The 14020-nt window shown below is 44.0% G+C and carries 11 protein-coding genes; 1 reads left to right on the top strand and 10 read right to left on the bottom strand.

Features of this window, described 5'->3' with window-relative positions:
- The first annotated feature begins 82 nt into the window (after positions 1–82).
- On the top strand, positions 83–1156 hold the full coding sequence (locus tag BJR36_RS14880; RefSeq protein WP_091235801.1) for a family 43 glycosylhydrolase: 1074 nt from the start codon (positions 83–85) through the stop codon (positions 1154–1156).
- A 100-nt stretch (positions 1157–1256) separates the two neighbouring features.
- Here BJR36_RS14880 and BJR36_RS14875 read toward each other — a convergent pair whose 3' ends face one another.
- The 10 genes from BJR36_RS14875 to BJR36_RS14830 all read right to left on the bottom strand — a co-directional run bounded on the left by BJR36_RS14875 (position 1257) and on the right by BJR36_RS14830 (position 13960).
- Positions 1257–2090, bottom strand: coding sequence for an alpha/beta hydrolase (locus tag BJR36_RS14875; RefSeq protein WP_091235798.1), 834 nt, complete (start codon positions 2088–2090; stop codon positions 1257–1259).
- Positions 2091–2162: 72 nt separating this feature from the next.
- Entirely contained in the window at positions 2163–4343 is a 2181-nt protein-coding gene (locus BJR36_RS14870) for a glycoside hydrolase family 3 N-terminal domain-containing protein (protein ID WP_091235797.1), read from the bottom strand.
- Between the two features lie 199 nt (positions 4344–4542).
- A complete protein-coding gene (locus tag BJR36_RS14865; RefSeq protein ID WP_242875597.1) occupies positions 4543–5925 on the bottom strand; it encodes a carboxylesterase/lipase family protein in 1383 nt (460 codons plus the stop codon).
- 284 nt (positions 5926–6209) lie between these two features.
- Positions 6210–7100 carry a carbohydrate ABC transporter permease gene (locus tag BJR36_RS14860; protein WP_091235793.1) on the bottom strand — a complete coding sequence of 297 codons (891 nt, stop codon included), beginning with the start codon at positions 7098–7100 and terminating at the stop codon, positions 6210–6212.
- Between the two features lie 11 nt (positions 7101–7111).
- On the bottom strand, positions 7112–8044 hold the full coding sequence (locus BJR36_RS14855; RefSeq protein WP_207648882.1) for an ABC transporter permease: 933 nt from the start codon (positions 8042–8044) through the stop codon (positions 7112–7114).
- A 120-nt stretch (positions 8045–8164) separates the two neighbouring features.
- Positions 8165–9703, bottom strand: coding sequence for an ABC transporter substrate-binding protein (locus BJR36_RS14850; RefSeq protein WP_091235791.1), 1539 nt, complete (start codon positions 9701–9703; stop codon positions 8165–8167).
- Between the two features lie 328 nt (positions 9704–10031).
- Positions 10032–10796: a response regulator transcription factor gene (locus BJR36_RS14845; protein ID WP_169823721.1), complete on the bottom strand. Its 765-nt coding sequence runs from the start codon at positions 10794–10796 to the stop codon at positions 10032–10034.
- Positions 10796–12499 carry a sensor histidine kinase gene (locus BJR36_RS14840; protein ID WP_169823720.1) on the bottom strand — a complete coding sequence of 568 codons (1704 nt, stop codon included), beginning with the start codon at positions 12497–12499 and terminating at the stop codon, positions 10796–10798. Before BJR36_RS14840 ends, BJR36_RS14845 begins: the two co-directional genes overlap by 1 nt.
- A gap of 52 nt (positions 12500–12551) precedes the next feature.
- Complete coding sequence (locus BJR36_RS14835) at positions 12552–13472, bottom strand: SDR family NAD(P)-dependent oxidoreductase (protein ID WP_169823719.1); 921 nt, start codon at positions 13470–13472, stop codon at positions 12552–12554.
- Between the two features lie 11 nt (positions 13473–13483).
- Positions 13484–13960: a nuclear transport factor 2 family protein gene (locus BJR36_RS14830; RefSeq protein WP_091235823.1), complete on the bottom strand. Its 477-nt coding sequence runs from the start codon at positions 13958–13960 to the stop codon at positions 13484–13486.
- Positions 13961–14020 lie beyond the last annotated feature (60 nt).

Here is a 14020-nt window from a genome sequence, read left to right as displayed (position 1 = left end):
AAGAACTTCTGTCTGCTTGTGAAATGGCAGATATTCTGTCTGTATTATACAATAACCTTATAAAAAAAGGAGTGTGCTCATAATGAATTATTCTTCAATCCGTCCAGGCCAGGTATGGCTGGACACCAACGGAAACCGGATCCAGGCCCATGGCGGCTCTATCATGTATCTGGACGATACGTATTACTGGTATGGCGAGAACAAAGAAAAGACAGTTCCCGGCAGTGGAATCTGGCACTGGGGCGTGCGCTGCTATGCTTCAAAGGATTTATATAACTGGGAAGACAAGGGTCTGATCATTCCACCCGAACCGGATGATTTGACAAGCAGCCTGCATCCAACTGCATGCATGGACCGCCCTCATATCATCTATAATGCGCAGACAAAAAAATATGTCACATGGCTCAAAATCATGAACAAGGACCAGACACAAAGCGAGACAGTTCTGACTGCCGATGCGTTCCTGGGCCCTTACACAAAGGTAAGGGAAGGATTGCGTCCGTTGAACATGAGTGCAGGGGATTTTGACCTGGTAGTTGCGCCAGACGGAAAGGCATACTACTATTTCGAGCGCGTACATAGCGAGACCATCTGTGCCGACCTTACGGATGATTATACCGATGTGACCGGCTATTACAGCACTCATTTTCCCCGTCCCTATCCTCCCTATGTACGGGAAGCAACCGCACATTTTATGAGGAACCATAAGCATTACCTTGTAACCAGCGGCACCACAGGCTATTTACCAAATCCAAGCGAAGTCGCCATAGCCGACAGCTGGCATGGACCATTCCAGGTACTTGGCAATCCACATCCTTCTGACGAAAGCAATACCAGTTTCCACAGCCAGATTACCAGTGTGTTCAAGGTGCCCGGCAAAAAAGATCTGTACATTGCCCTCGCAGACCGATGGCTTCCAGAGCATATGGATCTGTCCTATGATACTTATTCACAAATATTTGAGTCCATGTTCAAATATGGATCCAGGGAGGAAGCTCTTGCCAACGCCACTCCTGAGGCACTTGCGTTTGCAGACAATATGGATATTGAATCGAACACCGCTATCGCAGATTATGTCTGGCTGCCGATCCGATTTGATGGGGAAATGGCTTATATCGACTGGAAAAACGAATGGCACATAGAGGATTTTGAATAACTAAAATCAAAACTCCCAACGATACTCTTTTCTGTTCAGAATATCGTTGGGAGTTATTATTCTTAGATTTTCAGCAAACAACAGTGAAAAAGTATCCTGCTTATATTCCTACATTTCCGCTATTTATCCCAAGCCCTGCCGTTTCCACCGGCAGCCACTCAATACCTTTTTTAATATAGGTATCCCAGAAATCCCATTCGTGGTCACCAGGTCCCACTTCAAAGGTGATCTCTGCCTGATTCTCTTTTAAAAAGTCGGCAAAATCCTGGTTTACGCCAAGCAATGAATCCTGGTCTCCACAGGCCATAAAAAATGCCGGTAATTCTTTGCCTTCCTTGATCAGCTGTTCCACTAAATACTTTGGATTCTTATCACTTGTGAGCACTTCATCCAGATTGCCAAAGCAGCTTTCTGCATAATCTCTCGTTTCCAGGAAAAACGGCGCTTCATTTGTGCGGTCCGGCAGGCTCTCTGTCAGCAGCGCAGAGGAAAGTGCCACAACATATCCAAAGGTATCACTGTATTTCAGGCCATTGCGGATTGCTCCATATCCGCCCATGGAAAGCCCGCCGATGAAGGTATCTTCCCTTCTATGAGAAAGCGGAAACATCTTTCTGGTAAGTTCTACCAATTCTTTTCCAATAAATTCTCCATAATAATTGTTGCCTTTTGGCTGATCCACATAAAAAGCGTTGTCTCCGGAAGGCATTACGACAACAAGATCATTTTCCTCGGCAAAACGCTGGATTCTTGTTCCGTTTACCCAGTCTGTATAGTTGCCGAACACGCCATGGAGCAGGTACAGCGTCTTGTAAGGTTTGTCTTCTCTGACCGGCATTCCCGGAAATACCATTTTGTCAGCCGGCAAAATAACATTTACCGGTACTGTACGCATAAGTGATTTTGATAACAGATTCATTTGAATAAAAGCCATATTCTTCTTCTCCTCGCTGGTTTTTTGTGACTTTTCAGGACTATTTTCTTCAAAGCTGCAATTTTTTGATATTTACAATTCTATCATATCTTTGAGGCATTCAGCGGAATTCTTTCCAACAAATATTTCAAATATTCCTTCTTCAACTATATACTCCATATTCATGTCGTAATATCCCAATTCTCTGTATGGCACTTCGAATGTGACAGTCTTCTTCTCCCCTGCTTTTATAAATACTTTCTCAAACGCTTTCAGCTGCTTCACAGGGCGCGCACGCCTTGCAACAAGATCCCTGACATAGCACTGCACGATTTCATCCCCGTCTCTGTCCCCGGTATTCTCCACTTCTACACTGGCAGCAAAGCCCTCTTCCTTTTCCACAACCGTCAGATTGCTGTAGGCAAAGGTGGTGTAGCTGAGTCCGTATCCAAACGGATAGACCGGAGCCAATGGCGTGTCCAGGTATTTGGACGTGAATTTACCTTTTCCGCCAGGTCTTCCAGTATTAATGGCAGCATAATAAATCGGACACTGTCCAGTTGCATATGGAAATGTAGTCGTTAATTTGCCGCTTGGGTTTACATCACCAAACAAAATATCCAGAATTGCATTTCCGGCTTCTATCCCCGGGTGCCATGCTTCTAAAATAGCCGGGATATTTTCTGCCACCCATGGCATTGCAAGGGGTCTGCCATTGAATAAGACTGCTACGACCGGCTTTCCTGTTGTCAGTAAGGCTTCTAAAATTTCCTTCTGATATTCCGGTATGGTGATGTCTGCACGGCTGGCAGCCTCTCCACTCTGGTCTTTCACTTCACCGATTGCAGCAATAAGCACGTCACAGCCATCTGTCGCTTTTAATAATTCCAGTGGATCCACCTGTTTTTCTGTATGTCCGGCTGTGTATGTATATGCCACATTTTGCCCTTTGCATGCATCAACGATGCTGACACATGTATTACCATCAGCTCCGATTGCCCAGGCTCCGGTCATTTCACCACGATTATCCGCCAGATCGCCAACGATTCCTACTTTTATTCCCCGCTTCAGCGGAAGTATGCCTTCATTTTTCAGAAGTACCATTGATTTTCCGGCTGTCTCTCTTGCAAGGCTTCGGTATTCCGGCTTCAAAAGCTCTTCTTGTTCACGTTCTTCTGATGTCTGATATGGATTTTCAAATAATCCCAGTTCAAATTTGACACGAAGGACATCCGCTACTGCCTTGTCTAAAATGGCTTCTTCTACCTGGCCGGATTCTACCAGGTCTTTCAAATTCTCAATATAGGAATTCGAAGACATATCCATTTCCATTCCGGCTATAATCGCTTTTTGGGAAGCCTCTTCCTTATCTTCGGCAATTCCATGGTTCACGCACTCTGCGATTGCATTTGCATCACTGACTGTCATTCCATCGAATCCCCATGTATCACGGAGCAGATCTGTCAAAAGCCATTTGTTAACAGAGCAGGGAACTCCGTTGATGTCGTTAAAAGCCGGCATAATTCCGCGTGCCCCTGCTTTTACACAAGCTTCGAATGGCGGGAGATATTCTTCATGCAGCTTCTGCATAGACAGATCAACACGGTTGTAATCACGTCCTGCTTCTGCCGCGCCATATGCTGCAAAATGTTTCACGCAGGCAGCCATGGAGTCTTCTTTTGATAAATCATTGCCCTGGAACCCTTTTACCTTTGCTTCCCCGAACTTTGAGGTCAAGAAGGTATCTTCACCTGCACCTTCACTGACACGTCCCCATCTGGCATCCTTGGCTACGTCTACCATAGGTGCAAAGGTCATGTGCACACCGGCCGCCGTTGCTTCCTTTGCCGCAACACGGGCTGTCTTCTCCCAAAGCTCCGGTTCCCATGCGCAGGCTTCTGCCAATGGAATCGGCATAATTGTCTTGTATCCGTGGATCACATCGTAGCCAAATATAAGCGGAATTCCAAGCCGCGTCTCTTTCACCGCTATTTCCTGAAGCCTGTTGGCCGTTTTGGCATTTTTGATTCCATTATAAGATCCTATATTTCCTGCTTTTAAGTCTTCATCATGGAAATCTTCTTCTGCCGTGCTCATAAGTCTTCCGAATTCTTCCTGACTGATCCTGCCATCAAACATCATATCCAGCAGCTCTTCAAAACTGACTTCAAATGCCCCCACCAGGGATGGTCCGCACTGCTGCAGCTGCCCCACTTTTTCTTCCTGGGTCATTCTGGCAATCAGCTCTTTTATTCTATCTTCATACTTTTTCATAACAAAACCTCACTTTATTATTTTCGACAAACGTGTCAGTGCACTTGTCAGGACTGCGTCCTTCATAATCAAAAAGATGCGCACAAATTGCAAAACCAGCAATTTGGCGCATGCAGTATTCAGATTTTTATGTAGCAAATTCAGCGTAAAAATACCTCGCGGCACTGGATCTCTGAACAGTTACCTGCAAACACACTGACTACACATCAAATCTCTTCACATAAAAATCCAAACTATCACAAGGCTTCCATTCCTCCAGGGATTCCCCGTTTGGATTCCCTGTCTTCATAAAATTGGTCCAATAGGCAAGCATCCTATCGCTCAGTTGATAATCTTCCTCCGTCACCGGTCTCCAGCATCTGTCTAAGGTGCCAAAGGTATACCATAATTCAGCGGAATGGAATGCGCCCGCCTCATCTCCCGGCAGCTGTCTTGTGAAATAATATACATAAGCTGGTTTATGATGAAACGCTTCCCTTTTCTGGCTGAATGCAATGGTTCCGTCAAACAAGTTGCCTTTATGCCCGGATTCCAGATCTTCTTCCGTCACAAAGATATCATTTTTATTGCTTCCCAGAAGATAGGGAATATCTTTTATGGCATCCCTGTCGATCAGGCTGTAGTATCCATCTTTCAAAACATATCCGTCAATATTAGGGATTAAAACAAGGCCTCCGCCTGTTTGAAACATTTCTCCCATGAATTTTCCGATTGCCGGTGTTAATTCCTCTGTTGTCATTCCGCGTAATTCTTCAAGGCTGCCTGCGCCTGTTTCCGCTACAAACCGCTCTCCAAATTTCATTGCCTCTTCAAGCAGCATATCCCTGTGCAGACCTTTGCCGTAACTGCCGCCGCTCTGCATAATCGCTTTTGCAATCATGTTTCCCGTCAGTTCAGAGGATACCAGGGTCTGAACGCTCATGGCACCTGCTGATTGTCCTGAAACTGTAATATTATCTCTGTCTCCGCCAAAAGACCCGATATTTTCATAGACCCACTGTAATGCCATAATCTGATCAAGGGTTCCATAGTTTCCGGAAATGCCCCGCTCATTTTCGGCACTAAGCCAGGGATGCGCAAGAAAACCATAAATATTAAGGCGATAATTGATGGTAACCAGAATAACGCCTCTTTTACAAAGCGCTTCTCCGTCAAATTCCATTTCACTGCCATATCCGCCCATGAACGCTCCGCCATGGATCCAGAATTCTACCGGCAGCTTCTCATCTGTCTGCTCTGCCGGGGTACAGATGTTCAGATAAAGGCTGTCTTCACTGATTGGGACCTCGTATGCCGGGTTTCCGTAAAATTCTTTTTTATAGAAACCATCATTGCTGTTTTCCTGTACACTCTTGCAGGAAAAGCAATCTGCCATGTATATATCTTCCCAGCTCTCCACAGGCTGCGGCGCTTTCCAGCGCAGCTCTCCAACTGGCGGTTTTGCATAGGGAATCCCCTTAAAAACTGTGTATCCCTGTTCTTCTATCCCTTTTATTCTGCCGTATTTTGTAGCTGCAATCACAATGCTCATAGGAACCTCCATTATTGTCTGTTTGTAACTATTCAGGACTACGTCCTTCATAGTCACATATTATGCACACAAATTGCAAAATCAGCAATTTGGCGCACGCATGTCTCGGGTTTTTATGCAAACTCAGCATAAAAACACCTCGCGAGACAGGTATTCTGAACAGTTACGTCTGTTTTTACATTCGCCAGCCATCACGCAGTGATACAGCACATGATTTAATGAGCAGCTTTATGAAGGCGTTGGTACTTAGGACGCGTACTTTGCGTCCTTACGTACCACTACGCCTTCATCTAAGCGAGAGCGCGCTGCGAATAAACATGTGCTGTATCACGTCCTCACCCTTTAACCGCACCCATGGTGAGACCCTTTGAAAAGTACTTTTGAAAGAAAGGATATACCATTAAGATTGGTAAAATACCGATTACTGCGATTGCCATTCTGACTGTTGTTGTCGGCAGATCAGCCAGGTTGACGCCAGCCGATGCATTTGAGGCAAGGAATGCTATGTTGTCATTGATATTGTTCAGAATATTCTGCACTGTGTAGTACTGGGATCCGGCGTCCTTGCTCAGATAATACAATCCGTTCTGCCAGTCATTCCAATATGCGATGCCCATCATCAGGCCAACTGTTGCAAGAATCGGCACTGACAGTGGAAGTGCAATATGGAAGAAGTTGTAGAACTCGCTGGCTCCGTCAATGCGGGCCGCTTCATAAAGTTCTTCCGGGATGCTGTTTTCAAAATAATTGCGGACCAGCATAATCAGGAAAGCACTCATCAGAAGATTCGGAATGATCAATCCCCAGATCGTATTCTTAACCTGGAAGGTCTTTACATACATAATGTACGTCGGAACCAGCCCGCCATTGAACAGCATGGTAAATACTACAAAGAAGTTCAATATTTTTCTTCCTGGAAGCTTTTTCTGTGAAAGCATGTAGGCAAGCATGGAAGTCATGACGATTCCTACGCCGGTGCCGATGATCGTAACCAGAATTGTCATCAGGTATGCACGGCCGATCATTGCTGCCTGACTTAAAATATAGCTGTATGCCGCCAATGACCATTTTGCCGGCCAGTATGTATATCCATCCGTCATTGCAACTGTTTCATCTGTAAAAGATGCAATAATCAGCAGCAGAAATGGCATAATTGCCAGCAGTGACATAATAGAAAGTATGATGTTGGCTCCAAGAGACCACCCTTTTTGTCCTTTTGTCCTCATTTTTCTGCCTCCTAAAATAATGCGCTGCTCTTATCAGCTTTAGATACAATCTTATTTGCGACTACAATAAATATAAATCCTACTACAGACTGGATAAAACTTGCTGCAGATGACATACCCACATCATTTACTTTCAACAATGCGTTGTAAACATAGGTATCAATCGTCTGGGTCACAGGATTCAATACACCCTGGTGCATCGGTACCTGGTAGAACAGACCGAAATCGGAACGGAAAATCTGTCCCATGCTTAAAATTAAGAGCATAATAATGGTTGGTTTTAACAATGGGAGTGTAATCAGCCTGTGCTGCTGCCATTTGGTGGCGCCATCAAGCTGCGCTGCTTCATAATAGCTGGTGTCGATTCCAATGATGCTGGATAAATACAGAATCATACCAAATCCAATGCCTTTCCACTGGTTGACAAAGGTAAGGATAAATGGCCACCATTTTGCTTCCTGATAAAACTCAGGCGCATTTCCTGTGATTCTTTCGATTATTTTTGTAAACAGGCCTGACGTCGGAGAAAGGTATGCATATACCAGATAAGCAATAATAACCATGGACATCAGATATGGAAGCAGAATTGCTGTCTGATAAAACTTCTTTGCTTTTTTCCCGGCAACTTCATTTAGGAGAATTGCTGCTGTTACACCAAATACCATTCCCAGAATAATCCATACGATGTTATAGCAGATCGTATTTCGAATCATAATAAATGCGTCTTTTGTCTTGAACAAGAACTCAAAGTTTTTAAACCCGCTCCATTCGCTATCCCACATTCCTTTTGCATAGTTGAACTTTTTAAATGCAATCTGGAGGCCCACCAGCGGCATATAGTTATTGATAAACAGGTATGCCAGTCCGGGGAGGCCCATCAGATAAAATGGAAGCCAATGCAAAAATCCCTGTCCTTTTTTCTTTTTTATTTTCTTCTGCTCCATTCTCTTTCCCACCGTTCCTATCAATAAGGCTGCCACCAAATATTTCTCTATGTGGCAGCCTCAATTTTTCAATTATTTATAATTATGAATGTCTATGTCTTTCATAGCCGCAATCAATTTCTATTTTGCAAGATACGCGTCTAACTGTTCCTGGTTTGCTTTGATCACATCCTCAATTCCTGCCGCTTCAATTGCTGCAATCAGTTCATCCATTGCTGTATCCACATCCGCAACCTGACCTGCATTTAACATCGGCAATTTTTCCTGAAGCACTGCACTGATGGCACCTGCTTCTGCAGCGTAATCAGATCCGTCAAATGCATAACCGAAGCTTAATGATTTTTTTGCGCCGTCCTCGAATGCCTGCAAATCATCATAATAGGAATCTGTTAATGGGCTGACAACCTTTAAGTCCATTGGATTTCCAAAGTGAACAAATGGTGAGAAATAACTGTTTCGGTCTGCATTTGCAGTTCCGTCTCTGGTAATCACGTTTTCCGTTCCTTCAACAGCTGCGTAATCTGTTCCTTCGATACCGTACTGGATCAGGTTCGCAACTTCTGCATCGCCATAGATCAAGTTGATTACGTCCATTGCCTTTTCAGGTCTCTCGCATGTAGATGCGATTCCAAGCATGAATTCTGTTGCCGAAGAAGTAGAGATAACTGCATCTGTCAGCTGTATCATTCCGGTTTCAAAATCAGGGCTGAGCCAGCTTGTAATCTGATTAACCGTATAAGCCGATGTAGTTCCGAAAATCTTCTGCTGTGAAAAATATTCCTGAACCGTTGTCGTGTCTGTTAACTGGCCTTCAGGAAGATAACCGGCATCTGCCCATCCTTTCACACCCTTGAAATAATCTCTGATTCCGTCAGTTGCATAGATATTTTCTACAGTGGTGCTTTCAGTGGGATCCGTGATTCCTCCATAAATGGCCGAATCACCATAACTCTCGATGCCTGAAAAGAATTTGTAATTTAACTGTGCTGAATTTCCAAAATTTGTAAGATATACGCCATTTTCTTTTAAGATTTCTCCAGCTGCTGCCAGATCATCCAAGGTCATATAGTCTTTCATTTCAATACCGTACTGATCAGCCATTGTCTTGTTATATACAAAACCAGTTCCCATTGCTGCATATGGATATCCGGATACTGCATATACATGTCCGTCGATAGTTCCTGCTTCCATTACGTTTGCAGTCACTTTGCTGACATCCGCTCCACGCTCAGCGATCAGATCATCTAATTCAAGTAACAATCCATCTGGAACTGCGGAACTGAGTGCCTGTGTCAAACCAACCGTGATCACATCGATTTTCTCGCCTCCGGCAACCTGTAAGGATGTATTGGTAGGCAAATCACCGATAAATGTAGGTACAAGGTGTACGGTACAATTGATTTTTTCTAATGCGATCGCATTGATTGCATCCTCAACTGCCTTGATGTTTTTATTTTCTTCAAACAATCCAACGTACTGGACATATACTTCATATGGATCCTCATCGAAATCAATCTTTGCTTCACCGGTTCCTTCTGAAGATGTCTCTTTGTCCCCTGCATCGCCTGAAGCAGTTTCTTTCTCTGTTTTACCGCAACCTGATACCAAAGAAGCAACCATTGCAAGTGCTAAAAGTGTACTCAATACTTTCTTTTTCATAATTCGCTCTCCTTTTACATGATTTTTCGATGTCAGCTGGTGGAATAGCTAAGGCTCATAACCGCACCGACTTCATGTATTTATCCTACCAACATTATGACATATTTAATAGAACAATAATGCTATCTTCTTAGCACATTTATGACTTATGTTGCTTTTTACATGATTATACAATAATAATGTAATGATTTTTAACTACAGACAAACAATCAAAGAATGAAATAATGAAAAATAAACCAATTGGCTCCGACACCCACAAGGACACCGAAGCCAACTGACTTAAAGATTACGATCTATTGAATTATTTTGCAAGAAATCCCAGTTCGTTCTATTTTTGATTCTGGCGATAGGCAGCCGGTGTCATTCCTGTGTTCTTTTTGAATATTTTTGTGAAATATGAATAATTGCCATATCCTACACTGTCTGCCACTTTATTGATCGGGTAATCCGTTTTTGCCAGCAGCTCTTTTGCCAGCTTCAGACGTTCATCCGTAATATATTCCAGAATGGAAAGCCCGGTTTCCTTTTTGAACAGGCGCATTAAATACTGGGCATTCAGATGGACCTGGTCTGCTATTTCTTCGATGTAGATATTTTCCTGAATGTGCTGTAAAATATACCGTTTTGCCTGATGAACCACGTTGTCCTGTTTCTCTTTTGATTCTTTTTCTGCAAGGGTGCGGATAATCGTTTCCGGAATCTCTTCTAATTCCGGCTGCTTGTTCAGGCGTTCTATGAGCTGCGTCAGTATCTGATCCAGCTCCTCATAATCAATGGGCTTTAAAATATAATCTGCGGTTCCAAGCTGGAGCGCTTTTCGGATATATTCATATTCCGGATGGCAGCTCACATAAATGCATTCCACTGCCGGATAATAGATTTTGACCCACTCATATAAATCAAGCCCATTCCCCTGAGGCATCTCGATATCGCAAAGCATGAAATCTATTTTTTCATTTTGGAAAAGCGTTTGTGCCTGCTGCATTGAATTTGCAGTATATACATGTTCAATTCCATATTTGCTCCAGTCCACTCTTCTTTTTAAAGCATTTACCGCTACCACTTCATCGTCAACTAGTATGACATTCAGCATCATATATCCTCCTGTTTCCTGTATTTTTCTCTGACCAGGGGTACAATCATTTCTACACGCGTTCCATGGGGATGTTCCCTGGCTATTCTGAATGCAATTTTTCCGCCATACAGAATGTCCAGCCGTTCGATTGCGTTTTGAATTCCAACTCCCAGGCCGTCCTGGTATTCCCTTGTTCTACAGAATCGTTCTATTTTTTCGATAAGCTCTTCACTGATTCCTTCTCCCGTATCCGACAAACGAATACGCACCTTGTTATCTCCCAGCTTTTGTGCAATCACAAAAATATCGATCTGATTTCCGATTTTCAAGGAATGTTTGATTGCATTTTCCGCAAAATTCTGTATCAACAGAGGCGGTACCAGGCAGTCCCCGATTTCTTCATCATATTCCACCACTGCAAAAAAAGTCTCCGGGTATCTTGCCTGCTGGATCTCAAAATAATTCCTGATATGATCCATTTCTTCATGCAGCTCCACAAAATCTGATTTTGCGTTCACGATATAACGGAAATATCTGGACAGAAACAGGATCATTTTCTGAATCAGCGGAAACTCCTCCTGCTCATAGCTGTAAAGAATATTCATGGCATTCAGAATAAAATGGGGCTGTATCTGCTGACTCAGGAAACGCATCCTGATCTGCTGCTTTTCCAGCTTTTCTTCATATACGTCAATTTTCAGGTTCGCCACTTCATCCATCATATGATTGAAATTACTGTTGATCTGTTCAAATTCACTTCCTGATTTTTCTTCTTTGATTCTGATATCCATATCGCCCTGTTCGATTTTTTCCATTGCGCTCAATAATTTATTCAATGGCTTGATCATCCATTTTTTGATAGACAGAATGATAATCGGAATAATGCAGAGCGCTATGACAGATGCAATCTGAAGCATACGGATCATGACAGGAAGTGCATTTGTCATCTCGCCCTTGGACATGATCTGCACCATATTCAGGTCAGAATCATCAGAAGGTGCACTGATCAAAACATATCCGACGCCATTATGCTGATAATAGGATTTCCCCAGATCGAGCTGTTCCAGCGCATCTGCATTTGCATAGCGGACCCTTCCATCATCATCGGTAAATGCTTTGATAATACCGTCATCCATGTTATTCAGTTCCATGGCAGCTGCCAGACGTTTCAATTCAATCCAGGCTCCATAATAGGCATTCTTATAGTGGGCCACCAGTACCACGACCTCTACTTCGTTAATGGTAACCACTTTCCATTTTCCAATCTGATCCGGGCTGTTTTTCGCAACATCAGCCACATATTCCGGCAATTCATCGGCACAGTCTGAATAATCGCACTGTACCAGATCAATATCCTTATCCGGGAAAAGGGCATAGAATCCTGTCATCCAGCTGTTCTCCGTGCCTGCATCCTGAAGCTCCTTATAAAGCAGGACAACAGACTGCAGCTGTTTATAATATTCTTCCTCATCTGTGACCTCTTTGGAGTTGAGTCTGCCAAAATTAACACTATCCCTCGACATGTAATGAATTTTAGCGGCCGCCCGTTCCATGGAACCATCAATCTGGCTCATATATAATTCCAGTGCATTCCTGGTTTCCTGGGAAATCTGTTTCTGTACCTCATTCACTGCAGTATTACTTAAAATCAACGTCAGGATATTAATTGGAATGATTACGATAACGACAATTAACACCAGCCGGAATACTGATGTTTTCATGATTTTTTTCAAATTGAAGCGTGTCTTCATATACTCTCCCTTATTACCAGCATCAATTTATTATCCCTGCCATCTGCCTGCTGAGTTCCCATATACGCTTTCCCATTTTGCGGTCGCGTGCATGAGGGGCCGGCTTTTCTTCGATGGTCAGGTGAAAAAATCTTCCGCTTACGCCGTTCATTTCAGGATCGGCAGCCAGATAATAAATCGCCTCTCCTGCTATGACGGGATCTTTTAAGAAATGCCAGGTTACATGGTGCAAAAACCATTTATAGAGCGGTCCGTTGTTACTGCCTACGTTGGTCCTGACGTCCCCCGGGTGAATTGCATTGATCGTGACCCCCGAACCCTCCAGCAGATCTGCGAACTCCCACACCGTAAGGAGCTGGGCTGTCTTAGCGGCACCGTAGCCTCTTAATCCCGTGTAATGACGCCTCCTCCAGCTGAGGTCATCGGGGTCGAGTCCATTGAACCTGTGGCCTTCCGAATTCACATCAATGATCCGTGCCGGGGCGCTCTCCTTCAGCCGGTCAAGAAGCAGATTGGTCAGCAGAAAAGAGGCCAGATGGTCGACGCAGAAAACCAGTTCATAACCCTCTTCCGTATACAGGGGGCTGGTGGAATGCATGCCCGCATTGTTGATCAGCACATCGATTTTCGCATATCTGTCAAGTATTTCCCCCGCTGCCCTCCGCACATCCTCGAGGCGGCTAAAATCCGCAATAACAACATCCACTGGAACATGGTATGCAGCTTTAATTTCCGTGCTGATGTCTTCCGCCTTCTTTGTATTCCGGCACACCATAACAATATGGGCGCCTCCCTTTGCCAGCCTCTTTGCGGCTTCAAGCCCGACTCCGGAAGTTGCACCGGTAATGATACAGATTTTACCGGTCATATCCGCACTGCTCTTCTTCTGCTCTGCCTTTGCATTTTTGATAAACATAAGCTCATCAGGTAGTTCCCGCTTCATATCCCCGCCTCCTATCCGAAAAATCTGTGCATGAATTTTCTGTACATTTTCCCAAATCCGGGAATCTGATTGAAGATATCCCCCCATAGATCATAATAATCCCTCTGCATCAGGATTCTTCCATCTTCATGAAGAGTGAGTTTTGTGCAGCCAAAAATCGGCGTATCGGGCGACTTCTTGAAGGACATCGTCATCTTCCATTCCAGAATGATGACATTGGAATCCTGGACCACACTGGAGAGGTCCATGCGCAGGCTCCTGCACCGTTTTGTCAGCCGTTCGCACATGGCGATAAAGTCCTCGATGCCTTCAATCCTTTGGATGGCATCCTGGAAAATGATCTCCGGATGGTAATAAGGAAAAATATGGGACCAGTCGGGTTTTCCGTCGGTATTATAAGTCTGTGACCAGAGTTCACGGACCGTATCTACGTTGAGTTCCGCTAAATTTTCTCCGCCGGCATTCTTTGGCAGTTCTGATTGTGTCATAAGCATCCACCTCTCCACTATCTGCATTTTTGTATTTTTACATTTTTTCTTTCTTCTTCA

The sequence above is a fragment of the Anaerobium acetethylicum genome (genome assembly GCF_900096945.1).
Lineage (GTDB): Bacteria > Bacillota > Clostridia > Lachnospirales > Lachnospiraceae > Anaerobium > Anaerobium acetethylicum.
Note: the sequence above shows the minus strand (reverse complement) of the source record. Positions and strands in the feature narration are given on the sequence as shown.